Source organism: Ignavibacteriota bacterium (assembly GCA_016707525.1).
Classification (GTDB): Bacteria; Bacteroidota; Ignavibacteria; order UBA10030; family UBA6906; genus JAGDMK01.
Window position 1 is genome coordinate 256716 of record JADJHP010000001.1, and the last position, 26273, is coordinate 282988.

Annotated in this window: 25 protein-coding genes; 12 read left to right on the forward strand and 13 right to left on the reverse strand. The window is 60.4% G+C overall.

Annotated elements, in window-relative coordinates; genetic code table 11:
- Positions 1-10 precede the first annotated feature (10 nt).
- Genes metG through IPI01_01020 form a run of 3 tightly spaced genes read left to right on the forward strand, consistent with a single transcriptional unit; the run spans position 11 to position 4628 of the window.
- Complete coding sequence (gene metG, locus IPI01_01010) at positions 11-2086, forward strand: methionine--tRNA ligase (GenBank protein ID MBK7256411.1); 2076 nt, start codon at positions 11-13, stop codon at positions 2084-2086.
- 11 nt (positions 2087-2097) lie between these two features.
- On the forward strand, positions 2098-3507 hold the full coding sequence (locus IPI01_01015) for a YchF/TatD family DNA exonuclease (protein MBK7256412.1): 1410 nt from the start codon (positions 2098-2100) through the stop codon (positions 3505-3507).
- Positions 3507-4628, forward strand: coding sequence for a glycosyltransferase family 9 protein (locus IPI01_01020; GenBank protein ID MBK7256413.1), 1122 nt, complete (start codon positions 3507-3509; stop codon positions 4626-4628). The genes IPI01_01015 and IPI01_01020 overlap by 1 nt, the downstream gene beginning before the upstream one ends.
- On the opposite strand, the gene IPI01_01025 is transcribed toward IPI01_01020, so the two are convergent.
- Positions 4615-5514 (reverse strand): DUF4835 family protein, encoded by a 900-nt coding sequence (locus IPI01_01025; protein ID MBK7256414.1) that lies wholly within the window; start codon positions 5512-5514, stop codon positions 4615-4617. The two genes, IPI01_01020 and IPI01_01025, sit on opposite strands and share 14 nt — an antisense overlap.
- Before the next feature lie 112 nt (positions 5515-5626).
- Between IPI01_01025 and IPI01_01030 the strand changes: the two genes are divergently transcribed.
- From IPI01_01030 to mnmA, 4 genes are all read left to right on the forward strand, one after another.
- Complete coding sequence (locus tag IPI01_01030; GenBank protein ID MBK7256415.1) at positions 5627-6448, forward strand: hypothetical protein; 822 nt, start codon at positions 5627-5629, stop codon at positions 6446-6448.
- Complete coding sequence (locus IPI01_01035; GenBank protein MBK7256416.1) at positions 6441-8438, forward strand: helix-hairpin-helix domain-containing protein; 1998 nt, start codon at positions 6441-6443, stop codon at positions 8436-8438. Before IPI01_01030 ends, IPI01_01035 begins: the two co-directional genes overlap by 8 nt.
- A 96-nt stretch (positions 8439-8534) precedes the next feature.
- On the forward strand, positions 8535-9500 hold the full coding sequence (locus tag IPI01_01040; GenBank protein MBK7256417.1) for an ROK family protein: 966 nt from the start codon (positions 8535-8537) through the stop codon (positions 9498-9500).
- A gap of 28 nt (positions 9501-9528) precedes the next feature.
- Positions 9529-10632 (forward strand): tRNA 2-thiouridine(34) synthase MnmA, encoded by a 1104-nt coding sequence (mnmA, locus tag IPI01_01045; GenBank protein ID MBK7256418.1) that lies wholly within the window; start codon positions 9529-9531, stop codon positions 10630-10632.
- A 25-nt stretch (positions 10633-10657) separates the two neighbouring features.
- On the opposite strand, the gene nuoB is transcribed toward mnmA, so the two are convergent.
- The 9 genes from nuoB to IPI01_01090 form a co-directional block, all read right to left on the reverse strand.
- Positions 10658-11536 carry an NADH-quinone oxidoreductase subunit NuoB gene (nuoB, locus tag IPI01_01050; GenBank protein ID MBK7256419.1) on the reverse strand — a complete coding sequence of 293 codons (879 nt, stop codon included), beginning with the start codon at positions 11534-11536 and terminating at the stop codon, positions 10658-10660.
- Positions 11537-11603: 67 nt separating this feature from the next.
- Positions 11604-13766 carry a PTS sugar transporter subunit IIA gene (locus IPI01_01055; GenBank protein ID MBK7256420.1) on the reverse strand — a complete coding sequence of 721 codons (2163 nt, stop codon included), beginning with the start codon at positions 13764-13766 and terminating at the stop codon, positions 11604-11606.
- A gap of 50 nt (positions 13767-13816) precedes the next feature.
- A complete protein-coding gene (locus tag IPI01_01060; GenBank protein ID MBK7256421.1) occupies positions 13817-14617 on the reverse strand; it encodes a hypothetical protein in 801 nt (266 codons plus the stop codon).
- Between the two features lie 41 nt (positions 14618-14658).
- Positions 14659-15411 (reverse strand): NADH-quinone oxidoreductase subunit C, encoded by a 753-nt coding sequence (locus IPI01_01065; protein MBK7256422.1) that lies wholly within the window; start codon positions 15409-15411, stop codon positions 14659-14661.
- A gap of 5 nt (positions 15412-15416) precedes the next feature.
- On the reverse strand, positions 15417-16889 hold the full coding sequence (locus IPI01_01070) for a hydrogenase 4 subunit F (protein ID MBK7256423.1): 1473 nt from the start codon (positions 16887-16889) through the stop codon (positions 15417-15419).
- A complete protein-coding gene (locus tag IPI01_01075) occupies positions 16886-17563 on the reverse strand; it encodes a hydrogenase (GenBank protein MBK7256424.1) in 678 nt (225 codons plus the stop codon). Before IPI01_01075 ends, IPI01_01070 begins: the two co-directional genes overlap by 4 nt.
- A 2-nt stretch (positions 17564-17565) precedes the next feature.
- Positions 17566-18516 (reverse strand): respiratory chain complex I subunit 1 family protein, encoded by a 951-nt coding sequence (locus IPI01_01080; protein ID MBK7256425.1) that lies wholly within the window; start codon positions 18514-18516, stop codon positions 17566-17568.
- A gap of 2 nt (positions 18517-18518) precedes the next feature.
- Positions 18519-19793 (reverse strand): hypothetical protein, encoded by a 1275-nt coding sequence (locus IPI01_01085; GenBank protein MBK7256426.1) that lies wholly within the window; start codon positions 19791-19793, stop codon positions 18519-18521.
- Positions 19794-19801: 8 nt separating this feature from the next.
- Entirely contained in the window at positions 19802-20578 is a 777-nt protein-coding gene (locus IPI01_01090; GenBank protein ID MBK7256427.1) for a hypothetical protein, read from the reverse strand.
- Between the two features lie 642 nt (positions 20579-21220).
- Between IPI01_01090 and IPI01_01095 the strand changes: the two genes are divergently transcribed.
- Both IPI01_01095 and IPI01_01100 read left to right on the forward strand, forming a co-directional pair.
- Positions 21221-21478, forward strand: a complete 258-nt coding sequence (locus IPI01_01095) for a hypothetical protein (GenBank protein MBK7256428.1) — start codon at positions 21221-21223, stop codon at positions 21476-21478.
- The gene (locus tag IPI01_01100; GenBank protein MBK7256429.1) at positions 21478-22440 is read left to right on the forward strand and encodes a Gfo/Idh/MocA family oxidoreductase; all 963 of its coding nucleotides are present in this window, start codon (positions 21478-21480) and stop codon (positions 22438-22440) included. Before IPI01_01095 ends, IPI01_01100 begins: the two co-directional genes overlap by 1 nt.
- A 54-nt stretch (positions 22441-22494) precedes the next feature.
- Here the strand turns inward: IPI01_01100 and IPI01_01105 are convergent, their stop codons facing one another.
- Positions 22495-22848, reverse strand: a complete 354-nt coding sequence (locus IPI01_01105; GenBank protein ID MBK7256430.1) for a hypothetical protein — start codon at positions 22846-22848, stop codon at positions 22495-22497.
- Between the two features lie 117 nt (positions 22849-22965).
- Between IPI01_01105 and IPI01_01110 the strand changes: the two genes are divergently transcribed.
- Both IPI01_01110 and IPI01_01115 read left to right on the forward strand, forming a co-directional pair.
- Positions 22966-23541, forward strand: a complete 576-nt coding sequence (locus IPI01_01110; GenBank protein MBK7256431.1) for a sigma-70 family RNA polymerase sigma factor — start codon at positions 22966-22968, stop codon at positions 23539-23541.
- Positions 23538-24089, forward strand: a complete 552-nt coding sequence (locus tag IPI01_01115) for a hypothetical protein (protein ID MBK7256432.1) — start codon at positions 23538-23540, stop codon at positions 24087-24089. Before IPI01_01110 ends, IPI01_01115 begins: the two co-directional genes overlap by 4 nt.
- A gap of 35 nt (positions 24090-24124) precedes the next feature.
- Here the strand turns inward: IPI01_01115 and IPI01_01120 are convergent, their stop codons facing one another.
- Entirely contained in the window at positions 24125-24427 is a 303-nt protein-coding gene (locus IPI01_01120) for a cupin domain-containing protein (protein ID MBK7256433.1), read from the reverse strand.
- Positions 24428-24448: 21 nt separating this feature from the next.
- Positions 24449-25570 carry an N-acetyl-alpha-D-glucosaminyl L-malate synthase BshA gene (bshA, locus tag IPI01_01125; GenBank protein ID MBK7256434.1) on the reverse strand — a complete coding sequence of 374 codons (1122 nt, stop codon included), beginning with the start codon at positions 25568-25570 and terminating at the stop codon, positions 24449-24451.
- A gap of 88 nt (positions 25571-25658) precedes the next feature.
- Here bshA and IPI01_01130 point away from each other — a divergent pair, with 88 nt between their 5' ends.
- The gene (locus IPI01_01130) at positions 25659-26273 is read left to right on the forward strand and encodes a YigZ family protein (GenBank protein MBK7256435.1); all 615 of its coding nucleotides are present in this window, start codon (positions 25659-25661) and stop codon (positions 26271-26273) included.

Here is a 26273-nt window from a genome sequence, read left to right on the forward strand (position 1 = left end):
AACGAGCACGATGAACCCCGATCGTATCCTGGTGACCGCCGCGTTGCCGTACGCGAACAACCCCCTGCATCTGGGGCATCTCGCCGGCGCGTACCTTCCTGCCGACCTCTACGTCCGGTTCCAGCGCATGAAAGGGCGCGATGTCCTGTTCATTTGTGGGTCGGATGAGCATGGCGTTGCGATCACGATCACTGCCGATAAAGAGCACGTCCATCCGCAGACCGTCGTCGATCGTTACCACGCAATGAACAGCAAGGCGTTCGAGCGGTTCGGCATGAGCTTCGACAACTATTCCCGGACCTCCATCCCTCTGCACCATCAGACCACGCAGGAGTTCTTCGCCGATTTCCATGCCCGCGGGATCCTGAAGGAGAAGAAGGAGAAACAGTTCTACGATCCGGTCGCGAAGAAATTCCTGCCCGACCGCTACGTGGAAGGCATCTGTCCGGTGTGCGGTTCGCCCGATGCCCGCGGTGACCAGTGCGAGAAATGCGGATCGTATCTGAACCCCATGGAATTGAAGGAGCCGCGGAGCAAGCTTTCGGGCGGCACGCCCGAGGTGCGGGAGACCTCGCACTGGTATTTCCCCCTCGGGGATTTCCAGGTACGGCTCGAAGAGTACCTCAAGGACCGCAGCGCGCGTGAAGAATGGAAAGAGAACGTCCTGAACTATTGCCGGGGGTGGTTCAAGGATGGATTGAAGGACCGTGCCGTGACCCGCGACCTCGATTGGGGTGTGCGTGTCCCCGTCACCGGGTATGAACAGAAAGTGGTCTATGTCTGGTTCGATGCCGTGCTCGGGTACATCACCTCGACGCGAGAATGGGCGGCGGCGAAGGGTGCGCCGGACGACTGGAAGAAGTACTGGCTCTCGCCGGACACGAAGTACGTTGCATTCATCGGCAAGGACAACGTCGTGTTCCATTGCATCGTCTTCCCCGCGATGCTCATGGCATGGAATGACACGCACGCCGAGAAGTACGTCCTTCCCGCCAATGTCCCCGCGAACGAGTTCTTCAACTATGAAGGACAGAAGTTCTCGAAGAGCCGTGGATGGGGCATCAATGTGGACGAATTTCTTGACCGCTACCCGGCGGACCCGCTCCGCTATTATCTGACCATGACGCTGCCGGAATACCGGGATTCCGACTTCACCTGGAAAGAATTCCAGGCGAAGAACAACAATGAACTGGCCGACATCTTCGGCAACTTCATCAACCGGACACTCGCGTTCGCCGTCCGGACGTTCAAGGGAAGTGTCCCGCCCCGCGGCGCACCGGATGCCCGTGACACCGAGATGCTTGCACTCGCAGCGCGGACACCGGAGGCCGTCGGAGTCCTGATGGACGGCTATCATTTCCGCGACGGTCTCGCTGAGGTGATGAACCTCGCGCGCGCGGCGAACAAGTACTTCAACGACAGCGAGCCGTGGAAGACCGCCAAGAGCGATCCGGCCCGGTGTGCCACGACGATCAATGTCTGCACGCAGGTGGCGCGGACCCTGGCCGTCCTGATGTGTCCGTTCACACCGGCGACGTCGGAACGGCTCTGGGGGATGCTGCAACTGGCCGGTACTGCCGCGTCGCAGAGCTGGGATACAGCCGGTGAACCCATGATCCCCGATGGCCATGTGCTTGGTACACCGGGAATTCTTGTCACAAAGATCGAGGATGAAGTGATCGCTGCTGAACTTGGCAAATTGGATCAACCTGCAGAACCGGCCGCTGCGCCTGCCGTTCCGGCACAAGAGCCGCCCAAGCCGACCATCACGTTCGATGACTTCAAGAAGGTGGATCTGCGGGTGGCAACGATCGTGGCCGCGGAACGCGTGACGAAGTCCGAGAAGCTCCTGAAACTGCAGGTGGAGATCGGGACCGAACAGCGCCAGATCGTGGCCGGTATCGCGCAGCACTACGCCCCCGAGGCGCTCGTCGGGAAGTCCATCATCGTCGTCTACAACCTTGCACCGGCGAAACTCATGGGACAGGAGTCGCAGGGCATGCTCCTCGCAGCATCGGATGCAAGCGGCAAGCTCGCGTTTGTCACCCCGTCCGGCGACATTGCGAGCGGCGGGATCGTAAAATAGGCCGGAGCACTATGACGTTCATTGACACCCACGCGCATCTCACGGCGCGGGAATTCGATGCTGACCGCGATGAGGTCATTGCCCGCGCGGCCGATGCCGGGGTCCGCTTCATCATCAATCCCGGCACCAATCTCGATGACAGCCGTCGTGCTGTAGAACTCGCAGACCGGCATCCGATGGTCTATGCAGCCGTCGGGTACCATCCTCATGATGCCCGGCTCGCCGATGATGCCGGCCTGGCGGAGATCGAAGCCCTCAGCAAGCACCCCCGCGTTGTCGCGATAGGGGAGATCGGGCTGGATTTCCACTACGATCTGTCGCCCCGCGATGCCCAGGAACGTGTCTTCGCGGAACAGCTTGCCATTGCCCAACGCCGGGATCTTCCCGTCATCATCCACACGCGCGAATCACTCGAGCAGACGATCGCCATGCTCTCGGCGAGCATTGAGGCATGTCCCGCCTGGCGGGAGAGCAAACGACCCCGGGGCGCGCGCAACCCCGGGCCGCGTGGTGTCTTTCACTGCTATCCCGGGGACGTGGCGATCGCATGGAAGCTCGTCGGGATGGGATTCATGGTGTCGCTGCCGGGGATCGTAACGTTCAAGAAACCCGGGAATGCCGTGGATGTAGCCGCGGCGATCTCGATCGAGCATCAGCTTCTGGAGACCGATAGCCCGTATCTTGCACCGGTCCCTCACCGGGGCACCCGCAACGAGCCCATGCACATCCCCGTGATCGCTCAGCGCATCGCGGACGTTCAGCATCTGTCTGTCGAGGATGTCGCGCGGTCGACGAATGTCGCCGCCTATCAATTGTTCGGCATCGGCGAGAAGCCGATGCCCCGCTTCACCTACCCGCTCAAGCGATCGCTCTATATCAACCTCACGAACCGGTGTGACGCCGACTGCATTTTTTGCGACCGCAAGGGCGAAGCGATGGTGAAGGGGCACAACCTGAAGATCACGCGTGAACCTGAAGCGGAAGAGGTGATCGCCGAGATCGGTGACCCGCTCCGGTACGAAGAAGTGGTCTTCTGTGGTTATGGTGAGCCCACCATCCGGCTCGAAGCCTTGAAGCAGGTCGCCCGGTTCGTGAAGGACCGTGGCGGCCGCACGCGGCTGAATACGGACGGGCACGGGAATATCATCAACAAGCGCAACATCGTGCCGGAGCTTGCGGGACTCGTGGATTCCGTCTCCATCAGCCTGAATTCAACCGATCCACAGCAATATGGCGCCCTCATGCGCATCGATGGGCCGAAAAACTTCGCGGCGATGGTCGAGTTCGCGAAAGATGCTGTCCGGTTCCTGCCACGCGTTGTCCTCACCATCGTGGACCTCGATGACGTGGATGAGGAGAAGGCGCGGACGTTCGTCGAGAAGGAGGTCGGGGCGATCTTCGCGAAGCGGCCCTTCTTCTGATGGAACTCAGGAACATCCTTGTTCTCGCCGAGGGTCAGCTCGGCGACCTCCTGCTTCTCACTCCTGCCATGCGCTCGCTGCGCGCGGGGCACCCCCGGGCCACCATCACCGTCATCATCTATCAGCGCCGGCTGCCACCGGGGCATCCCGGTTCTCCCGTGTTGTTTCCATCAGAGGGAATGGGGACTGCCGCTGTCATGTCCCGGCTTCCGGGCGTCGACCGGGTCTTTGAAGTGGACCGTGCGCAGCTCCGCACACTCTCGCCTCTCCGCCGCCTGAGGGAGGAGGTCCGCATTGCGAGATCGATCCATGCGGATCACTATGATGGCGTGTTCTGCACGTTCCCCGAAGACCGGTTCTCCGTGCTCGCGTATCTTTCAGGAGCCCGCGTACGCGCGGGGGAAGAGGGGAGAGGCGCTTCGCGGTTGCTCAATGTAACGCCCGCGGTGACACGCGGCTCCGCCGGTGTCCTTCGCTACTACTGCACCATCGCGGAAGCCATGGGCGGCCGTGCGGGATCGTACACAACAGAGTTCGGGCCTTCGGCGGAAGGGTTGCGGGAGGTGGAAGCATGGCTCCTCCGGGAAGGACTTGCCGGGAAGCGCTATGTCGCGATCCATCCCGGTGCGACCGGCGAGTACAAGCAATGGCCACCGGATCGTTTCGCCGGACTGGTGGGGCGTCTTCAACGGGCGGACATCCCCGTCGCGCTCTGTGCGGGAAGGGGAGATGAAGAGATACTCCGGGGCATAGCCGGATCGCTCGGGTCACGCGTGCCGGTGCTGGAACCGGGTTCCGATATTTCCGTGCTTGCGGGATTCCTCATGCGTGCGGGGGTCTGCCTCACGAATGACTCCGGTCCCCGTCATCTGGCGGTCGCGGTGGGTGCACCAACCATTGCGCTGTTCCGGCGCCATCACGGCAAAGAGTGGGCGGTGTATGAGGAAACAGACCGTTGCAGGACGCTCACCGGAGCGGATGAGTGCCGGTTGTGTGAACCCGGGGTGTGTCAGGACCGGGTGCCGGAGGGCACCCGGTTCGGATCCGCATGCATGCGGCAGATAGGGGAAGAAGAAGTGTTCGCTGCTGTGAAGTCGATGCTTGCCGCTACTTCGCCTTGAACTCGTCGTACGTCGACTGGTGGTACGGGTCGACGCGTGAGAGGGTCATATAGATGGTCCGGTCGGGGTATTCCCGCATCACCTCTGCGAGTTCCATATACTTCGTATCGAAGAAGGTCTTGAACGCCAGGTTCCGCGGGTCCAGGGTCTTGCGCGCCACCCCGATCTTCTCGATCGCGCGAGCGATGTTCGCCAATCCCCTCTGCTTGTTCGCCGAGATCGAATCCAACCCCATGAAATGATACTGGTATGATGCCTCCCGGATCGGCCCGACGGTCGGGTTCAGCAGGTCGGTGACGAGCTGCGAGCGGCTATAGCCCGTGGTGGCCTGTTGCCATCCTTTCTGCGCACTCGTGCGCCCCAGGCTTGCGATGTCCGAAGCCTTCTGGAACCACGGGGTCCCTCCCATCGGGTCGTAGGTGTCATAGTCGTATCCCAGCGCGAGGTACACGTAGAAATCGAGGAAACTCGCCAGATCCGAGAAGCTGTTCGGGGCGTGATTGATCGGGCGGTCCTTGATGTACGAGAATTCCCATGCTTCATCGAAGATCCGCATCACCGCAGTGTTCTTGTTGGCCCCGTAGATCATCCGCTGGCTTCCGATGAACACCTGCGCCATGTACTTGTTGTCACCCGAGGCATTCTGGATGAAGACGTCGAATGAGAGCTTGATCTTCTCCTCGAGCTGCTCCGGACCCCACTGGTAGTTGTTCAGGTAGGAGCGGATGTCCTCTTCAAAATTGATCAGCAGGTCTTTGTGCGACGCGCCCACGGATTCATAGTTCACCTTGACGGTGCATTCGAGCTGCTGAGCCGGTGCCGGGGTGCACAGGGCTAGCAGGGCGAGGATCGCTGAGAGAAAACGAAGCGTGCTCTTGACGGGCATGTGCTCTCCTGGAAGATCTTGGGGTGTGAAAGAATATACATTTTTTGCAGCCGGTGTTCAATGCCCTCCGTAAAGTGCTGCGCTGACGGGTAGTGAGAACGGAGGGAGAGAGATGAAGACCCTGAAAGCCGTTGTCCTGGTGGCGCTGCTGTGCCCGTCCCGCGGGTTCACCGCATTTGAATCCCTGGTTCCCGGGGCACGGGCGGCGGCACTGGGAGGCTCAGCGCTCGCCGTGGAGGGGGGCCTTGTCGCCGGGGCGATCACCCCGGCGGGGCTCCGGGGGCTCCGCGGATTGGCAATAGCTGCGTGGACCGTGCCATCACTCTTCGGGATCGAGGGGCTCAGCAGGATGGGCTTCTCTGTCGGTCTCCCCATCGCCTCAGTACCCGTTGCCCTCTCTGTGTCCACCCTGAGGCTCCGGGGGTACAAAGAAACCTCTCTTTCCCTGGCTGCGGCGATCTCCGGAGGCGGCGCATGGGCGGCTGGCCTCCGCCTCCGGGTCGAGATGCTCGGTATCGAGGGGTACGGTCAGACGTCGGTGCCTGCTCTTGATGCCGGTGTCTCCTGTGCGATCGCACCGGGGTATTCGATCGCACTCTTGCTTACCAATGCGTCCGCCGCGCGCATCGGTGCCGCTGGAGAACCACTGCCCCTGTCCCTGGCCGTCGGCTGTGCGTATGCACCCGGGGGGACGGGGGCGACTCTGTATGCACGATGCTCCAAAGAGCTCCTGTCGCCCCTGGAATGGAATCTCGGCGCCGAATACGTCGTCGTTCCTGAACTCACTCTTCGCCTTGGCATGTCTACAGAACCTTCGCTTGTCTGTGGTGGGGTCGGTATCTATCTCGCTCCCGTTGCGGTCGAGTATGGCCTGACCCATCACCGGCAACTCGGGGAAACACACTATCTGTCCGTGAGCATCGACCTTGAGTGAGAGGCGTTGGCTTCCGCTCTTTCTGCTCGCCCCCGTGCTCCTGCTCCCGATGTCCGCATCGCCACGCGAAGCCGACACGCTCCGATCCGAGAGTACGTTGCATCCGCTCGAGATCTTTCGCTTAACGGAACTCTCAGAGGATGAGGCAACCATGGAAGCCTATCATGAACGCCTCCTGTGGATGCTGGAACACCCTCTTGATCTGAATACCGCGGATGAGTCTGCACTTGCCGGACTTCCCGGCATGTCTCCGGACGATGCGCGGCTCGTGATCCGCTGGCGGAGCAGGGGCGGCCGATTCAACGATGTGGAGCAGCTGCGACGGCGTGGAGTGGATGGGGTGAGGCTGTACCACGTGTTGGCGCCATTTGTCACGGTCTCCACGTCCACGGCGACCCACGCCCGGCTCCGGTCACGGTTCCTCTGGAAATTACCGGGACAGGTTCCGGGAGGATCCGCGGAAATGCAGCGGGCCGGTGCCCGCGAATACCATCGGTTGATGCTCCGGCGTGGTGATGGCGCGAGCGGAGAGATGACCGTTCTGCGGGAGCCGGGGCAGACGTACACAGAGGCATTCGTCACGGGGAGTGTCGGCTTCGTTTGGCCTGGCGGATCCATCGAGCGCCTGGTGGCCGGCGATCTGTCTGTGGGATGCGGGCAGGGCCTTGTCTTCGGCAGAGCGGGAACGGGAATGTCTGATGGGCCCCGCGGGTGGGGATGGTCAGGGCCGCTTCAGCTCGATGCGTTTCATGGGACCTCCGGGACGCGTGTCATTCGAGGGGTGGGAGCAACGATGCGGCTGAGATCCACGGCAGGGGTCGTCTCTTTCGGCGGAGTTGCCGGACGAACTCCGTTCGTTGCGTCGCTTGATCAGGATGGGAATATCACCTCGCTCGCTCTCCGGCGGGATCCAGGTCAGGCACCGGATGCCGCACACCCGGTCGTGTACGAATGGTCGGCGGGTGGACACGTTGCGTGGGTCCCACCGGTGGGGCCGGCGGCGGGGGTGTCGGTCCTGTGGAGCCGCATGTCCCGGCCGTTCAGCGGTGATGTTCGTTTCGGCGATGTGCAAGCGGCGCAGATCGTTGGGGCGGATCTTTCCATGATCACCGGCCGCGCGAGCATCGCTGCCGAGGGAGCATGGATGAGGGAAGGATACGCCCTCTCCGGCCGCCTGGGCCTCACGCTGGATCCTCAGACTGTCCTCTCCGTCGCTGCGTGGTACGCGTCACCGGGATATCGGAACAGAAAGGGCGGTCAAGGCATGACGGGCGCCGAGATGGTCAACGATGCCGGGGTTGCGATCCGGTGGGAATGTGCACCCGTATCCGGCATGTTGTGTACGGGGGCCGTGATCCGCCACGGGAAGCTGTGGAGGACCTCCTTCGATCATCTGCCGCCGGAAGGGAATGAGATCTCGTTACGGATCACGCAGCGGGTCTCGCGCCCCCTGACGATCTCCGTTGCACTGAGGTCGTCCACCACCGAATCGTGGGAACGGTGGGATGGACCGGCCCGGTTGCCTTGCAGCGGTTCGCTCCCCTCCATACGCCGATCATTTCTCCTTTCGCTCGATCATTCTGTGACCCCTGCGGTCCGTTTCCAGGTGCGGATAGGGCATGTCCATTCGTCTGCTGCCGATCCGGGGAGTGGGGAGGAGGGGGGATGGGTGATGGGCAACGATCTTCACGTGGTGTTCACGCCGGGGACGGCGATCGACGTGCGGTGGGAGAACTTCACAACAGATTCCTATGCCTCCCGGGTCTACCTGATCGAGCGGGATGTTGATGGCGTGTATTCGGCGCCTCCGGTGTACGGGACAGGCATCCGCTGGTACGCACTATTCCGAACAGGGATCATGCACGGGCTCAACCTCTCGGTGCGCTATGCCGTGACACTGCGCGATGTCCGCCTCCGTCTTCGCGCGGATGGGTCGATGCTGACATTCCAGTGTGATGCCGATCCTGCCTCATTTGTGCCTTCCTTTTGACCATCGCGGGGTCCGCTGCCCGTCCCCGGGTTGATATTTGTCCATCGTTTTTCTTCATTATAAAGATAGCATCACTATGAAATGGAAGAGACACCCATGCCCACAACTGATGTGACCGTCGGCGTTGATATCGGCGGCACCAATACGGTGTTCGGATTCGTTGAACGCAATGGAACGTGCCTTGCGGAATCGTCCATCGAGACCAGAGCACAGGATCCGCCCGAGCAGCTCATTGAACGTCTGCATACAGCGATCACCAGGATGCATACGAGCATCCCTCTGCAACCGGTGATACGCGGGATCGGGATCGGAGCCCCGAATGCGAACTACTACCGTGGGACGGTAGAGTATCCGCCCAACCTCAATTGGAAGGGTGTCGTCGATGTGGTCGGGCTTGTCCGGAAGTACTTTGACGTACCGGTGGCCATCACGAATGACGCGAATGCCGCCGCCCTCGGTGAAGGCATGTTCGGCGCAGCCAGGGGTATGAAGGACTACATCGTCATCACGCTGGGCACGGGGGTCGGGAGCGGGCTCGTCGCGAACGGACAGCTCATCTATGGTGCGGATGGCTTCGCCGGCGAGCTCGGGCACACGATCGTCGATCCTGCGGGGCGTTGGTGTGGCTGTGGGCGCCGCGGGTGCCTGGAGGCCTATGCGTCCGCGGGGGGCATTTGTCGCACGGCATTTGAACTCCTTGCGGAGAGCCGCGACGACAGCCCGCTGCGGCACATTGCCTTCGATGAGCTGACCGCAAAGAAGCTGGCGGATGCTGCGCTGAAAGGCGACAAGGTGGCACGCGCCGCATTCGACCGTACTGCCCGCATCCTCGGCATGAAGCTTGCGGACGCCGTGACGCATACGAGTCCGGAAGCGATCATCCTGTTCGGTGGGCTGGCGAATGCAGGGGACCTGATCATCGGGCCGACAAAGATGTACATGGAAGAGTTCATGCTGAACATCTTCCGGAACAAGGTGAAGATCCTTCCGTCCGGACTGACGGAGGGGAACACGGCAGTCCTCGGCGCAAGTGCGTTGATCTGGAAAGAGCTGGAGCGCTGACGGTGTGCAGGAAGGGCAGGAGGGAGAGATGGGAACCGTGAAACGCAGGGTCGTTGTGGCGATGAGCGGAGGCGTGGATTCGTCGGCCGCTGCCGCGCTCCTCGTGGAGCAAGGCTGTGAGGTCATCGGCATCACGCTGAAGACCTTTCGCTATGAAGATGTGGGTGGCGCGCCGTCGGGAGATTCGAGCTGTTGCTCGCTCGATGGGATCAACGATGCCCGTGCCGTTGCAGCGCAGCTGGGGATCCCGCACTACGTGCTGGACCTCAGCGAACCGTTCGATACGCAGGTGATACAACCGTTCATTGCAGAGTACCTTGCCGGGAGGACACCGAACCCGTGCGTGCTCTGCAACCGGACGATCAAGTGGGAAGAACTGTTGCGGAAGAGTACGGCGCTTGGCGCGGAGGCCATTGCCACCGGACACTATGCGCGTGTTCTTCAGGATGACACGACAGGCCGGTACCGGCTCCAGCGGGGTGTGGACGCATCAAAGGACCAGTCGTATGCGCTCTGGGGGCTGACCCAGGAGTCGCTGGCACGGACCCTGTTCCCTCTGGGTGCGATGACCAAAGCGGAGGTGCGCGAGGCCGCGCGGAGATTCGGGCTCACCACCGCCGGGAAGGGCGAGAGTTTTGAGATCTGTTTCGTCACAGACAACAACTATGAACGCTTCCTCAAGGAAGCCGTTCCCGGGCTTGAGGCGAAAGTGCAGGGCGGGTCGTTGATGATGGATGGCGACGTGGTGGGTACACACCGCGGCTATCCCTTTTTTACGATCGGACAGCGGCGGGGCCTGGGGTTCGCGGCAGGAGAGCCGGTGTTCGTGAAGAGCATCGACCCGGCATCGAACCGGGTGGAGCTCGGCCGCGATGCGGACCTGTACGCGAATGGCCTTCGCGCATCGCATGTGAACATGATCAGGTACGCTGATTGCCGTGAACCACGGCGCGTGCTGGCGCGGATCAGGTATCTGGACAAGGGCGGGGCAGCAACGGCGGCGACGCTCGACGACGGTCGTCTGGAGGTGCGGTTCGATGAGCCGCGGCGGGCGATCACCCCGGGGCAATCCGTGGTTCTTTACGAGGGTGACGACGTGGTTGGTGGGGGTATCATCGACGGAGCATGCTGAAGGTGACTGGCCCTCGGACCGCCGTTCACCGGGGCGGGATGATGTCGTCCTGACGTTTCGTCCCGTATCGATCAAGGGCAACAAAGATCCCGTGCAGCAGTGCTTCCGGGCGCGGAGGACAGCCCGGAATGTACACATCCACCGGGATGACGTTCGCAACTCCACCGAGTGAAGCATAGCTTGATCCGAATATCCCTCCGCTGATCCCGCACGCTCCCACTGCCACTACCAACTTTGGTTCCGGCGTCGCCTCGTAGGTCTGTCTGAGGGCGATCTCCATGTTCCGGGTGACGGGCCCTGTCACGAGCAGCATGTCTGCGTGACGGGGGGATGCAACGAAGTGTATCCCGAATCGTTCGATATCATAGATGGGGTTGTTCAGGGCGGTGATCTCGACCTCGCATCCGTTGCACGATCCTGCATCGACCTCCCGGATGTGGAGCGAGCGCCCGAGTACGTTCCGGATCTTCTGTTTGAGTGCGAGTCCAGATGCCTGGATGCCATCGACAGGCGCTGGAGCCGTGATACGAAGTCCGGTGTACCGGTATGCACCATCCGGCCCGACACGATAGAGCGCCTGCGAACACAGCGCATTCCTGTCGGCGGCCGCCAGTTGGAACTCTTTCGTCAGCCGGATCGTATCCGGGCACGCCGCTTCGCACTCCCCGCAGAACACGCAGGCACCGTAGTCAAGTGTCAGAACCTTCCCATCCATTTCGTCCGGATTCGTGCTGACCGTAAGGGCAGAGGTCGGGCACGCCAGCGCGCAGTCACCGCAGGCAGTGCACCGTGCGAAATCGATGACCGGCTTCCCGCGGAATCCGTCCGGTGGCTCCGCGATGGTCGTGGGAAATGCATTCGTCGCGACACCTCCCCACAGTACCCGTTTCACGATCTTCAGCAAGAGTCTCCTCCCGGGCGGTTCCCGCGCACATATCGAGCCGATGTCTGCATGAGGGGTGGCACGGTCATTATTCGCTCTGCACGGTCAGGGGTTGGGTTGTCTTCAACTCTGAGAGAAGATGATGCACCTCGTGCACATCGTGTGCTTCCAGGAGGCGCTTGTGTACGCCCGCGTGACCGATATTGGTTGCGATAAGGCGCAGGACGTTGAGATACTCGCGTTCATTCGTGCCTGTTGCCACCATGAACACCATCCGGACGAGTTCGGGGTTCTCCTGGCTATAGCGGATCGGTTCACGCAGCCGGGCAAAGACCACAACCACATGGGCGTCGGCGTCGCCCGAGTGCGCGTGCGGGACGGCAACGCCTCTGCCGATGATCGTGGGCGTGAGATCTTCCCGCTGCAGGAGATTCTCCATGAAGGTCTCCTTGTTTTTCACGATCCCTGCGTTGTACGCCTGCGCGACCATTTTTCCGAGCAGCTCGTTGCGGTCCCCGACGCTGACGTCAAGCATGATCAGGGATTCGGAGACGAAGCCACCGAGATACGTCCGTTCCACCTCATCCTTTGTGATCTCCAGGGCATACCGGATCGCCTCGTCCGTGGTATTGAGGAAGTTCCCGATGCCGATCTTCCGGGTCACGCCAAGGTCATACACGATCTTCCGCACATTGTCGCGCATACCGACGATCAAGAGGCGCTTCTTGTCATGGTGCAACCGTTCAACGATGTTCTCAATGGCCACGATGCCCGTGGTATCGATCACCGGGACGTTCTCCATGTCCAGGATGACAACCTTGACGTCGAAGTTGTTCTCGAGGGCGGTCACGAAGCTCTTGGCCGCACCGAAGAAGAGGGGGCCTTCAACGTCGAAGATGACGATCTTGTTCTCCTTCAGGAGCTTGCGCGTTGGCTCATCGAGCGCGACGCCTTTCACCTCCTCAAGGAGCTTGTGGTCCATGCCCATTTCGCTCATGCGATAGACGAAGAGGAACGATGCCATGACCATGCCGACCTCGACCGCGGTGATCAGGTCGGTGAACACCGTGATCAGGATCGTCGCAACCATGACCGCTGCATCCGGGAGGGGGGTCCGGGGGAGCAACTTGATCGGTTCAAGCTCGAGCATGCCAAGGGCTGTCATCATGAGGACGCCAGCAAGTGCTGCGAGCGGGATGGCGGAGGCCAGCGTGCCGAGAAAAAGCATGACCAGGACCAGAACCAGCCCGTGGATGATCCCTGACAGACGCGTCATGCCCCCCGCACGCACATTGACCATCGTCCGCACAATGGCACCGGTACCGGCAACGCCACCGAAGATGCCTGCCACAAAGTTGCCGATGCCCTGACCGAGCAGCTCCCGGTTGCTGTTGTGGCGTGAGTGTGTTGCATTGTCGGCCACGACCGACGCGAGGAGGGTCTCGATAGACCCGAGGAGGGAGATCGTGAACGCTGCGGGAAGGAGCTTTCTCCATGTTTCCCACGTGATGCCAGGGAGATTCGGCAGTTGAAAATTCGACGGGATCTCGCCGATCACCCTGATCGCGGAAGCGACCGTGAGTCCGCCTGCGGCCGGGTCGTACACAGTCCGGAAGATATCGAGGGAAGAGAATGCGTATGCGACCACCGATCCCACGATCAATCCGATGAGTGCTTTCGGGAGTGAGCGGCTGATCCGTGGTACGAGGTAGATGGTGCCCATCGTGACGAGGGCAATGACCGGCGCGGTATTGAATGTCCCGAATTGCTGCAGGAAAATGAGAATAGCGATGCCATTGGTAAAACCCACCGTGACAGGATACGGGACCAGGTGGACGTATTTGCCCACCTTCAGAAGGCCATAGATGAATTGAAAAACGCCCGCGAGAATGCATGCGGCGAGAAGAGCTTCCGGGCCACCGTATTCGATATACACGGAGGTCAGAATGACGGTCATTCCCCCGGTCGGGCCGGTGATCTGCTGCTGGGTTCCGCCGAACAGGGACGCAAGGATACCGGTAAAAATGGCGCCGTACAGACCCGCAACGGCTCCCCGCGGATCACCGTTGAATGCCAGCAGACCAAACCCCAGCGCGAGGGGGAGTGCGACGATCGCTGCCGTCAGGCCGCCGATAAGGTCGCCCTTGATGTGTGTCAGGGAAAAGCGGGAGAGCTCCGGGAAATTGAATTCGCGGAAGTATGCCGCGAGATCCATGTGTCTTGGATCGAGCTTTCGAACAACTGTTCTCATTGCGCTGCTGTCCTCCCTCTCATACGATATGAATTGCATCGAAACAGGTCTTACCGGTCATTCCCGGAATACGATAGATTGAAGCTCTTGTTGATCACGGGGAAATCCGGCACAATGTTGTTTCTCACGGCGAGCGTGAGTGCCCGCCAGTTATGAAACGATGGATCGGTGATCTTCCAGCGGTATAGGTTCCCGGCCTTGTCGGTCATGACCCAGTGGATGATCTCTCCGCGCCAGCCCTCCACATATCCGAGGGCAGAGCGTCCGGGAGGAACGGGTGTGACCTCTGCGAGAATCGGCTCGCCCGCGTGTCGTCCCTGCAGTTCCTCCACCAGCGCGAACGCATCGCGGATCTCGTCGATGCGGATGCGGACCCGGGCAAGAACGTCTCCTTCCGTGCGCGTCGCGACGTGGACGTGGCTGTCCGGATATGCACAGTGTGGGTGGTCGCGTCTGTAGTCCCGGTCGATGCCTGAGGCTCTCCCCGCGATACCGGTGATGCCCAGGCGATACGCGTCCAGAGGGCTCAGAACCCCCGTCGTTTCCAGCCGGTCCATGACCGAAGAACTCGTCATGATCAGGCTCACGAGTTCCTCAAAGGACCGTTTCCCGTGCTCGAGCGTCTTGCGCAGTGCCTCGTGACGGGACGGACCATTCTCCGGATCCCTCCTGACGCCACCGATGGCAGCGACGCCGCGGAGGAGTCTGCTCCCCGTCAGGATCTCGTTGAGAGCGAGGAACTGTTCCTTGAGTTCGAACGCGGTCGCGGCGCCGACGGCGAAACCGACGTCCAGCAGAATGGCCCCGATATCACCGATGTGGTTACACAATCGCTCCAGCTCAAGCAGCATGGTTCGGATCACGATGGCCCGGGGCGGGGGGTCGAAACCGCTCAGCCGTTCGATGGCATGGCAGAACGCAAGGGCATGCCCGAAGGAAGAGTCGCCGGAAACGCGTTCGGCAAGGAAGACAGCGTGCCGTGGAGACCTGCCTTCTGCGATCTTTTCGGTTCCCTTGTGCGTATAGAAAGCTGGAGAGCAAGGCTGATGATGGGTTCCCCGGCGACACTGAAACGGAAATGTCCCGGTTCGATGATGCCTGCATGCACAGGTCCGACAGGGATCTCGAATACTCCTTCACCTTCGACCTCTTTGAAGTCGAAACTCCCCTTCACGCGTGGAACAGACTGTCCGGGGTCGACATCCTTCAGCATCACGTGCATATCCTCGGGCCAGTCAGGATGTGCTGCCAGTTTGTAGATGTTCGGAAAGGCGATGATCCCGAAGCAGTCCTTCACCTCGCGTTCGAACCAATTCGCAGCTTCGATGATATGACTGATCGAAGGCACTTCCATATGACGGGGGTCCACCGGCACCTGGAGGATCAGAAAGAGATCGGCCAGGGGGATGGAGAAGATGTAGTACAGAGAGAACCTGCCATTCAGCATCCGTTCATCGTTGGCAGCGAGCGTTGTGAAGTGCGCCTTGAGTGATCGGGTGAGCAGGGAACATGTCTCCGGAAGTAAGGCCAGGGAATCTTCGTGCAGCGAGAGGTACAGCTCGTTCGGTGCCGGAGCCTCGCGAATGGTCAGACGGTCTCCCAGCGACTTTTCGAGCAACGCCATATACTCTTGTTTGGTGGTCATTCCCGTCAACCCTTCAGTACCCGGGCCGCATTCTCGATGACCTGCTCGAGCGGAGGGGGCAGATAGACCCCGAGCAGGAGCAGTGCCGCGAGCAGGAGTCCGAGCACCCACAATGCAAGCGGTTCAGCCTCGCCGCCCGTGACAGGGACGTTGGGCTCACCGAACACCATCCGCGAGGTGTAGTAGATGAACCCGACAAACACAGCTGCGATAATCGCGATGAAGAAGATCACGGGGACCACATAGCCACGGTCGAATCCGGCCGTGACGATCGTGAATTCGCTGATGAACACGCCGAACGGCGGCCATCCCGTAAGGGCAAAAACCCCGACGATGAGGAACGATGCCGAAACGGGAATGACCTTGATCGCACCGGTCACTTTGCGCATCAGTCGTGACCCGTACGCGAGGCGTACGTTGCCGGCCGTCAGGAAGAGGACCATCTTGGCGAGGGCGTTGTTGAGAAGATGCAGGAGTGCACCGAAATAGGCCAGGGGGGTCCCGATGCCAATGGCAAACACAATGATGCCAACATGCTCCACGCTGGAATACGCCAGCATTCTCTTGAAATCCTTCTGCAACAGGATGAACGGCAGAGCGATGCCCATGGAGACGAGGCCGAACACCATGAAGAGGGTCGGTGCATAGGTGCCACCCACGGCAGTATTCACCAGCACATAGAACCGCATGAGCGAGTAGAGAGCGACATTGACAAGTCCGGCGGCCATCAGGGCACTGATCGGTGTCGGTGCCTCGCCGTAGGCGTCGGGTTTCCACGTATGCAGGGGTGCCAACCCGGCCTTCGTCCCGAATCCAACGAGGATGAAGATGAACGCGAGTTTGAGCACGGCAGGGTCAAGATCCTTTGCGACCAGCATGAGCGATGACCAGTTCAGGGCGTTCCCGGAACCCGGAACCACGTGGAGGGCAGAATAGTAGGTGAGAATGATCCCGAACAAGGCAAAGCCGATGCCGACCGAGCAGATGATCACGTATTTCCATGCAGCCTCGATCGATCGCTCCCGTTCATAGAAGGCCACGAGGAATGCCGTCGCCAGGGTGGTCGCTTCGGATCCGATCCACAGGAATCCAAGATTGTTGGAGAGAAGCACCACCATCATGGTAAAGAGGAAGGCGTTGAGCAGCAGGTAGTACAGCCACAACTGCCGGTCACCGACCTTTCCGTCACGGATCTGGCGGCGCAGATATCCGGTGGAATAGAGCGCAACCACCAGTGCGCTGCCGGAGATGATGATGATGATGTACGCCGACAACCCATCAGCATACAACCAGCCTTCCGAAGAGCTGATCGTGGTCCCCTGCATGACTTCCGTAACGAGCCAGAGTGCAGAAAGAAAGGTCAGGCCACCGACCGACACCGTGACGGTCTCCAGAATTCTGCGCTGGTGCAGGACCGCACAGAGGAGGGTTCCTGCCACCGGCAGACCCAGGAGCAGGCCCAGGATGATCGTGCTCAATGTCGAAGGCTCCTGAGCGAATCGATACTGATCGATTCGAACGTTTTGTTGATACGGAACACGAAGACCCCCAGGATCAGGACAGCGACGAGAATGTCAAAGAAGATGCCTATCTCCACGATCAGCGGCATGCCGTACGTAATGGAAAGACCCGAGAGGAAGACGCCGTTTTCCATGGTCAACAGTCCGATGATCTGGGTGAGGGCCTTCTGTCGTGTCATCATGATGAAAAGACCGATGAGCATCATCGCAATGGACACGGAGAGAACACGTGTGACCGCGGACGCCTCTGCGTGGGGAGAGCGGAGGATCGACTGGGCGACGGAGTCTGCGAGTATGACGATGCCACCGCAGAACATGAGCGATGCGGTGATACTCATCCTGAAGCGGATCTCCTTCTGCACGTGAATGCGTTCGATGACGCGCGTGAGTACGACCGGAATGGCGATCGCCTTGATCGCGATCGTCAGAATCGCTGCGATGAGGATGTGCGTTTCGCCGTAGCCGATCACCACAAGCAGGGCGACCATGCCGAGAAGGAGCGACTGCAGGGCGAACAGCCGGATGTAGAACACGAGACTTCTGCTGGACACGATGAGGAATGCCGTGACCAGGATGGAGGCAGCGAAAATGTCGATGAGCAACTCAACCAGTGGCAAATGGACGGGGCTCATCGTCATGCTCCCACAATGAAATAGAGGATCAACGACAGCAGGGAGAGAATGAATGCCACCACGAGGAGTTCCGGAACGCGGAACAGGCGAAGCTTGGCGTTCGTGGATTCGACGAGTGCGACGATCAGTGCGAGGCCGGTGACTTTGAGAAGGAAGGCCCCGGCGCCAACGGCCAATGCCGATGGTGACCATGTTGTGGCCATCCCGAGGGGGAAGAACATGTTGGCCATCAGTGCCAGAAAGATGACCAGTTTCACCTGCGAGGCCCATTCGATGAGAGCTAGATATGGCCCCGAATACTCCAGGATCATCGCTTCATGGATCATGGTGAGTTCGAGATGCGTTGCCGGGTTATCAACCGGGATCCGCCCTGTTTCTGCCAGGGAAACGACAAAGAGACCCGCAAATGCCAGAAGATGAGAGGGGTTCAGCATCGACGCGGGGGTGGTGGAGAGCCGGTCGACGATGACGCTCAGGTCCGTGGAGCCGGCGGTCACGGCGGCCGTGAAGATCGCGAGCATCATCGCGGGTTCGACGATCGATGCGATGGACATCTCACGGCTCGAACCAAGTCCGCCGAAGGCACTACCGGTATCAAGTCCCACGAGGGCCATGAAGAACCGCCCGAGGGCAAAAAGGTAAATGACAGCGATGATGTCGCCGACCCAGTGCAGCGGCACAGGGGTCACCACGGTCGGCACAAGCAGGGAAATGACGACCATGGAGCTGAAGACCACATACGGTGTACAATGGAAGAGCCACGAGGCGACGGAAGAGACGACGACGTCTTTCCTCATCAGTTTTACCAGATCGTAGTACGGCTGAAGGACGGTCGCACCCCGGCGGTGCTGGAAGCGCGCCTTTGTCTTTCGGATGATGCCGGTGATCAGCGGGGCGAGCGCGATCACCAGGATGATCTGGAAGAGGAACGACAGGAGTAGTGTCGTGGCCATACTCACCGGGCGAAGAGGAGAAGAAGGATGAGCGTGACGAAAATGTACGCCAGGTAGGTCTGGATACGCCCGGTCTGGATCCGGCGAACGATGCGCGCGCCGGAAACGATGCTACGGAAGACCGGCTCGTAGAGGTATTTCAGGAATACGGACTCGGTCTTGAGTTCATACGTGATGGTCGGCCGGAAATAGGGAGAGGGCTCTTCGGAAATGCCGACCTCATGTGTCGCACGAAAGATATCCGAGAAGATGATGCGCAGGGGCTTGCTGAATCCCGTCGCAGTATACTGCATCCTGGGATCGATCCTCTCCAGTCCGCACGCCCAGGTGGGGGCAATGCGGGAGCGCGACCTGAGAACGAAGATGGAGATCCCCGCGAGGGGGATCGCAGCGATCACGACAAGCAATCCGGTCAGCGCCGCCGGAGAAATGCTCGCGGAGGCGCTCCGGGGGATGAGCACGGTGCCCGCTTGCATGACGATCTGACCGGTGGAGGTCTCTTCCAGTAATGAATTGGCAAGGGGACTCAATACTGATACAACGAGACCCGGGGCAATTCCCAGGAAGATGCACAGCAGGGCGAGGAGGCCCATGGCGGCGAGCATGGTGAACGATGATTCGCCTGCCCGGGCTGCGTGCCCTGATCGGGGAAGTCCGAGAAAGGTGATGCCAAAAGCCTTCACGAAACAGGCCGCGGCGAGGGCGCCTGTAAGCGCGAGAAGTGCGACCGTGAGTGGGATGACGATCTTCACGGTGAGGTCTGGAATGTGGAATCCAAGCAGCAGGGCCTGAAAGGTCAGCCACTCGCTGATGAAACCGTTGAGCGGAGGAAGTCCCGAGATGGCGACTGCCCCGACGAGAAAGAAGAATGCGGTCCACGGCATCCTCTTGATCAGTCCCCCGAGATCTTCAATGTTTCGTGAATGCGTGGCGTGGAGAACGGAGCCGGCACCAAGAAAGAGGAGCCCTTTGAATATGGCGTGATTCAGCACATGGTACAGGCCCGCGATCAGCGCGATCACGGCAAGAGGTTTGTTCCCCCAGGAGGCGAACAGGAGCGCCGCACCGACTCCCATCAGAATGATCCCGATATTCTCAATGCTGTGAAATGCCAGCAGGCGTTTGAGGTCGTGCTCCATCAATGCGTAGAGCACGCCGAGCACGGACGACGTTACAGCAATGGCGAGAATGAGGACTCCCCACCATCCGGGAATGACGGGACCGAGGAAATCGAAGAAGACCCGGACCATCCCGTAGATGCCCGTCTTGATCATCACGCCGGACATCATTGCCGAGACATTGCTCGGTGCCGCGGGGTGGGCTTCCGGGAGCCAGATGTGGAAGGGGATGATTCCCGCTTTGATGCCGAAGCCGATGGTGGCAAAGAGAAAAACCAGTGATTGTGCCGGGGCGGGAGCTGGGCTCCCCCCATGCGGAATGCTTCGAAAGTGAAGGATCCCGCGGCAGAATAGAGCAGGAGGAACATGACGAGAAGAAAGGCGGTTCCGATGTGGGTCATGACGATGTAGAGAAATCCCGCCCGGCGTGCCGCATGCTCTTCATGTTCAAATGTGATCAGGAAATAGGTCGTCAGCGACATGCATTCCCAGAGAAAAAGGAACAGGAGGGCATGGTCTGCGAGCAGGACGCCGATCATCGAGAGGACGAAGAAATTGTACAGGATCACGAGCAGGACCATATTCCTGCGCAGAAAGAACTCCGTCGCATACCCGAGTGAAAACAAAGCAACCGCTGTTCCGAGAAGGGAAATAGCCCCGATGAAGAGTGCGGACAATCCATCCGCATGAAATCCCAGTGGCCCGAAGTGGCGGGATGGGAGTAGCTCCACATGCAACGTTGTGCCGGAAATGAGGACCGAGAGAGAGAGGACACACCCCGCGAGTGCTGCGACCAGTGCCAGACCGAATCCGATGTTCTTCACTGCTCCGGTGAGGGATCCTCCGGGTTTCGTGCGACTTCTCCACAGGATGCTCAGAATCGCCGGGACCGCCCCTCCCAGCAGATATCCTCCCAGCATGACCGTGAGAGCCGCCGTTTGCACAGTTCCCCAATCATCCATGGCGGTTCACCGGGGCGGTATTGGGGGTGGGTCCTTTGAGGTTGCGCGGAAGCTCCTCACAGAGGGCTTTGGTCTGGGTCCTATCGTGGGTGGGGATGAAATCGTCGGGTATTCGGGGAGTGGTGATCCTGTCGACGATGTACTGCTTCACTCTGGCCTGGTACCTGGCGCGTATCGGAGACCCCTCAAGGGATGGTATCTCTGCGTGTGCCAGAAGCCTGACTGTTTGGTCTGAGGAAGGGGCTGGATCGTCCTCCTCCGGGGTCGTCTGCGATTGATGGTCTCGCTCGTGAAGGGGGGATGATCTCATCGATGGACGGTCAACATTTCTTCGGTGCTGTTCTAATCACCTCAATATATACGAATTCCTGAGGTGAAACGCCACACCGGGTGAGCCTTGGCTGTTCCCCGATGTCCGTCACCCACGCGAACTCCGCGGTTCTGAGCGTCCACTGGCCGACCTTGTGAAGGTCGCACAGATTTCTTACTTTAGAGTGCGCGTGACCCTGGCCCTGCCGGGTACCCCGCACGAAGCGCATTCGCTGCAAAGATCAGTATCGGATCGGGGAGACAGAACGCGAACAAGATCGAAATGTTACCACATCGAATGACGAGAGACGTGCCATGAAGATCACGCATAAGGCGGCAAACACCTATGGGTACATTGCCATCGCGATCATGGTCGTCCTGCTGGCAATGGTCCTGCTGAAGGCCGTGCCGCAATCCTGGCACATGCCGCTCTTCGCGGTGGCGCTCGCATTGTACCTTGTCCGGATCACCCTCCGCCTCATCCTGGCAAGGCAGGCCCGGAAGGACCACCAGGAGTTGCAGGGCGCTGAGGGCAAAGCCGGAGAGACCCCCGGGCAGGATACGAACACCTGATGGTCCGGATCGGCATCCTGGGTACAGCCGCCATCGCGCGTCCCTTCTTTGGTGCGCCGCTACGCCATGCGTCCATCGCAGCGATCGCAAGCCGCAATGCGTCGCAGGCCGCAGCCTTCGCCAGGGAGTTCGGGATCCCTGCGCATTTCGGGAGTTACGATGCACTGCTCGCCGACCCGGACATCGATGCGGTGTATATACCTCTTCCGCCTGCCCTTCATGCCGAGTGGACCATCCGCGCTGCACGCGCAGGCAAGCATGTCCTCCTTGAGAAACCTGCCGCACCGTCATCGGCGGATGTCGAGCGGATGTTGGAAGCCTGTGCGGCTGCCCGGGTGCTCTACATGGAAGCATTCATGTACCGCTTCAAATCCATTCACCGCCATGTCCGGGAACTTGTTGCCGGTGGGACGCTGGGTCCGCTGCGGTTCATCGACTTCAGTTGGTGTTTCAATATCGAAGCGCTCAAGCGGAGCCTGTTCCGTCTCGATCCTTCCCATGGCGGCGGCGCTTTGAACGATCTGGGCATCTACGGCGTGGATTTTCTCCGGTACCTCGGTATGCCCGTGCCATCGGTCATCCACGCAACGATCGAACGTCACGGTGGGGATGGCGTGGACAGTTTTGCGCACGTCGTGCTCCGGTCGGGAGCCACGCTCATGACACTGACGGCCGGATTCACCTGTGATGCGAACTATTATGCCCTGGGGGGAGAGAAGGGATCGGTCTACGTTTCGGGGTCGCTGGCCGGGCGCGTTGTCCCGAATGCGGTGCACATGCACCTTTTTGAGAATGATCAGCGTTCGGAGGAGGTGTTCCCCGCAGAGAACCCCTATGTCGCGGAGATGGATCACTTTGCCCGGTGCATCGAGCAGAATGTGCAGCCGGAAAGCAACGGGGAGGGGAGTCTTTCGAATATCAGGGTGTTGGAAGAGGTCAAGCGTGCAGCGGGGTACCACTGAGAGACCTGACCGGGGCCGGCTTCTGCCGGCCCCGGTCGTAGTACGCAGCACACCTCATTTGGCCGCGGAACGTGCCTTGCGGTCCGCGATGAAGTAAAAGACCACCAGACCTATTCCTCCGAAGACCGCGATCAATCCCGGTATCACCCCTTCATCCACCATGAAGGTGCTATGCAGCCACATGCCGATAACGGCGGCAAGACCTACCCCGATGAACACCATGCCCCATTTGAGTGAGGAGAGTGGATCGGTCTTGTACCCACCGAATTGGATCATGCTCCGGATCTCTTCTGCGGTCATCCCCTTTTCGATCATCTGGATGCGTTCGCGGTGGCGGGTCAGCAGGAATGTCCCGACGATGAGTGTGATCGAAAGGAAGATGATCAGAGTGATGGCAACTGGTTCCATGGGCTTCTCCTTGCATAGTGTGATTGAACTCTTGCCTGTTAGACCGCAGCTCCTTCCCGCATGTTTCAGAGGCACGGTGAAACAATCCATTCCGGGATGCCGTCCAAGAGGTAGTCCATGGATGCAGAACAGACGATACTCGATCGGGTCAGGAGCGGAGATACTCGCGCTTTCGGGCTCCTCATTGAACGCCACAAAGAGGGCGCGTACACGCTTGCCCTCAGGATCCTGAACTCCCGTGAGGAAGCCGAGGAGACCGTCCAGGATGCGTTCCTTCGCGTGTATCGCGGGCTTGCCGGATTCCGGGGGGACTCCCGGTTCGCCACCTGGCTGTACAGGATCGTGTTCAATCTCAGTATGACACGTGTGAAGCGGAGGAGAACGCCCGCGGAGAGCCTTGACGCCCACGGGGAGGAACCCGGGGATATCGTTCGTGAGACCGAGGGGGGAGGGATCCTGGAGCACCTGGAGCGGCAGGAAGCGGCGGCCTTACTGGCAAAGGGGCTCGCGAAGCTCCCGCACCATCACCGTATCGCAGTGGAACTCTTCTATTTGCAGGAGCAGTCGTACGAAGAGATCGCAACGATCATGGGTATCCCGCTGGGGACGGTGAAGACCTATCTGTTCCGGGGGCGGATGCGATTGAAGGTGCTTCTGGCAGATGCTGTGCACGAAGAGGAGAAAGCAGCATGAACGGTCACTATGAGGAATCGGCCTTTCAGGAGTACCATGACGGAGTGCTGGGTCAGGCGGAGCGGGCAGCGCTCCTCGCGCATTGTGAGGTGTGCCCCACATGCACCGCCCGTAACCGGCGAGTGATGGCGTTCGAGCGGGCGATGCGCATGGTCCCTCTTGAGCGGCCGGACGGGGATATTACTGCCCGGGTGTTTGCGCGACTTGATCGCCGCGGGCCGCTGACATGGCTGGATCGCATGCTCGAACCCCGGATCATCGCAGGGACGACGTTCACACTGTTCGGTATCGCGGGGACGGTGAATGCGATCCTCCTCTCGCGGCCGGGTGGCGCAGGTGCAGGGACGGGCTCCCGGTGGGGTGCGTCACTCGATGCGATCGCCGGAGGGATCGCCGGGGGACCGGACGCTCTCGCGTCGTGGCTGACCGCATTCCTCCCGCAAGTATTCAGTCAAGGGGCGCTGCAGGTGAGCCTGGCCGTGGTCCTTCTGGTGCCGCTGTTCCTGTGCGCAGATCGGGTCCTGGCAAAGCGGCGGGTGATGGGGTGATCGCCTGCGTTGACGAAATGTCGCCGCAGGCCGCACTACTTCGCAGCAGAGAGGTACTGAACTTCTTCGCGCCCGACAACCTCGGCTGAATGTGCCGTGTTCGGCGGGAGATTGAGCCGGTCCCCGGGCTTCATCACCCAGTCCTGCGCGTCGGTCACGATGCGCATCTTCCCTGACACGATCACGATGAAATCATCGAAGGCGTGCTTGTGGCGCCCGTACTTGGTGCCCGGACTATCCGAATACAGATCATGCTCCAGCCCTTCAGCGGTGAGCATTTTCTGCAGCTCTTCAAGCGTTGGTTTCTTGGGTTTGTTCCACCGGATCACATCCAGCATATCGTCACTCCTCACTGTCCATCACGTTTCTGAACAACTCTCCCGGTAATACTCCTCGTACATCGACACGATCTTTCCCACATCAAAATTATCCACAGCCCTGGCGCGGCATGCCTGGCGGAAGATCGCCATGCGTGTATCGTTGGTGAGCAGGTCCACGGCATACTTTGCCATCCGATCGATATCCCCGATCTCCGCGATATAGCCGGTCTGTCCGTGCACCTGGAGTTCCGGCAGGCCGCCGACACTCGATGAGATCACCGGCACACCGCACGCCATGGCTTCAAGGGCAGCGAGGCCGAAGCTCTCGGACTGGCTCGGCATCAGCATGAGATCCGCCGCGGAGAGGATGCGCACGAGCTCGGTCTGCTTGCCAAGGAAGCGGACCTTGTCCTGGATCCCGAGTTCCCGGACCAGCAGTTCGCATACCGACCGGTCGGGGCCGTCGCCGGCCAGGATGAGATGTGCCGGGACCTTCTTCTGCACTTCGTCGAAGATCCGGATCACATCGGCGACGCGCTTCACGGCGCGGAAATTCGAGACGTGGATCAGGATCTTCTCTTCCGGGGGAGCGAATCTCTCGCGAACCTGGGTGCATTCCACACGGCGATATTTGTCGGTGTCCACGAAGTTCGGGATCACCCGGATGTCCTTGTCGATCCCGTAATTGGTCAGCGTCTTTTCCTTCAGGAACCGGGAGACGGCGGTGACACCGTCGCTCTGCTCGATGCTGAACTTCATCACCGACAGGAAACTCGGCTCGAGTCCGACGAGCGTGATATCCGTACCGTGCAGCGTCGTGATGACCTTGAGTGTGCCCCCGAGGATCTGGCGGGCGAGGTACGCGCTCGTTGCGTGGGGGATCGCGTAGTGCGCGTGGACGATGTCCAACTGCTCGAACTGCGCGACCTCCACGATCTTGCTCGCCAGGGCCGGCGTATACAGGGGGAATTCAAAGAGAGGGTAGCTGGACATCTCCACTTCGTGGTAGAAGATGTTCCCCTCATAGGAATCCAGCCGCATCGGCAGGGCATAGCTGATGAAGTGGATCTGATGGCCTCGCCCGGCGAGCGCCTTGCCGAGTTCCGTGGCAACTACGCCGCTGCCACCATAGGTCGGGTAGCAGACGATGCCGATCTTCAACGGTCGTTTCATGGTCGGAGGAAGATACTCAAGGTGGATATAAGGCGCAAGGACTTTGAAGACGCGCAGGGAATGAATATATTACGGAATGGTCGATACGTACCAAACCATACCCCGCCGTCATACCGTTGAAACCAAGATCCGGGGCTCGCGGTTCCTTGCGGATGCCGTTCCCGTGGACGATCGTCCGGCGGCCGAGGCGGTCCTGGACGATATCCGCAAGCGGTTCTACGATGCCACCCATCATTGTTACGCATACCGGCTCGGACCGGGCGGGGAAACGTACAGGATCCATGATGACGGCGAACCCGGCAACTCCGCGGGGCGCCCGATCCTGGCCGCGATCGACCACGGTTCGTTGACCAACCTCATCGTGGTCGTGACACGGTGGTTCGGGGGGACCAAGCTGGGCGTGGGAGGCCTCGTTCGCGCCTACGGCGATGCTGCTGCGGAAGCCCTTGCGGGCGCCGGGACCCTGACCTGCTATCTGACAGCGGAATGCATCATCCGGTTCCCGCATGCGCACATCGGTACGGTGATGCGCATGTGCTCGGCCAGACAGGTGAAGATCCTCGCAACGGCCTACGATGAACAGGTCCTGATGCGCCTGGAGGTGCGTCGGGGAGGGTTGGAACGACTGACGGCGGACCTGATCGAAGCCACCCATGGGCAGCTTGCGGTCGATCCGCCGTCGGTACTCTGA

Excerpts from the sequence above, each read along its gene's own strand:
- IPI01_01065 (MBK7256422.1), bottom strand. The coding sequence starts at position 15,411 with ATGACCACCAAACAAGAGTATATGGCGTTGCTCGAAAAGTCGCTGGGA.
- IPI01_01095 (MBK7256428.1), top strand. The coding sequence starts at position 21,221 with ATGAAGATCACGCATAAGGCGGCAAACACCTATGGGTACATTGCCATC.
- IPI01_01100 (MBK7256429.1), top strand. The coding sequence starts at position 21,478 with ATGGTCCGGATCGGCATCCTGGGTACAGCCGCCATCGCGCGTCCCTTC.
- IPI01_01055 (MBK7256420.1), bottom strand. The coding sequence starts at position 13,766 with ATGAGAACAGTTGTTCGAAAGCTCGATCCAAGACACATGGATCTCGCG.
- IPI01_01060 (MBK7256421.1), bottom strand. The coding sequence starts at position 14,617 with ATGCTGCTTGAGCTGGAGCGATTGTGTAACCACATCGGTGATATCGGG.
- IPI01_01015 (MBK7256412.1), top strand. The coding sequence starts at position 2,098 with ATGACGTTCATTGACACCCACGCGCATCTCACGGCGCGGGAATTCGAT.
- IPI01_01040 (MBK7256417.1), top strand. The coding sequence starts at position 8,535 with ATGCCCACAACTGATGTGACCGTCGGCGTTGATATCGGCGGCACCAAT.
- IPI01_01110 (MBK7256431.1), top strand. The coding sequence starts at position 22,966 with ATGGATGCAGAACAGACGATACTCGATCGGGTCAGGAGCGGAGATACT.
- IPI01_01025 (MBK7256414.1), bottom strand. The coding sequence starts at position 5,514 with ATGCCCGTCAAGAGCACGCTTCGTTTTCTCTCAGCGATCCTCGCCCTG.
- IPI01_01130 (MBK7256435.1), top strand. The coding sequence starts at position 25,659 with ATGGTCGATACGTACCAAACCATACCCCGCCGTCATACCGTTGAAACC.
- IPI01_01120 (MBK7256433.1), bottom strand. The coding sequence starts at position 24,427 with ATGCTGGATGTGATCCGGTGGAACAAACCCAAGAAACCAACGCTTGAA.
- IPI01_01105 (MBK7256430.1), bottom strand. The coding sequence starts at position 22,848 with ATGGAACCAGTTGCCATCACTCTGATCATCTTCCTTTCGATCACACTC.
- mnmA (MBK7256418.1), top strand. The coding sequence starts at position 9,529 with ATGGGAACCGTGAAACGCAGGGTCGTTGTGGCGATGAGCGGAGGCGTG.
- metG (MBK7256411.1), top strand. The coding sequence starts at position 11 with ATGAACCCCGATCGTATCCTGGTGACCGCCGCGTTGCCGTACGCGAAC.
- IPI01_01080 (MBK7256425.1), bottom strand. The coding sequence starts at position 18,516 with ATGGCCACGACACTACTCCTGTCGTTCCTCTTCCAGATCATCCTGGTG.
- IPI01_01030 (MBK7256415.1), top strand. The coding sequence starts at position 5,627 with ATGAAGACCCTGAAAGCCGTTGTCCTGGTGGCGCTGCTGTGCCCGTCC.
- IPI01_01020 (MBK7256413.1), top strand. The coding sequence starts at position 3,507 with ATGGAACTCAGGAACATCCTTGTTCTCGCCGAGGGTCAGCTCGGCGAC.
- IPI01_01075 (MBK7256424.1), bottom strand. The coding sequence starts at position 17,563 with ATGAGCCCCGTCCATTTGCCACTGGTTGAGTTGCTCATCGACATTTTC.
- IPI01_01115 (MBK7256432.1), top strand. The coding sequence starts at position 23,538 with ATGAACGGTCACTATGAGGAATCGGCCTTTCAGGAGTACCATGACGGA.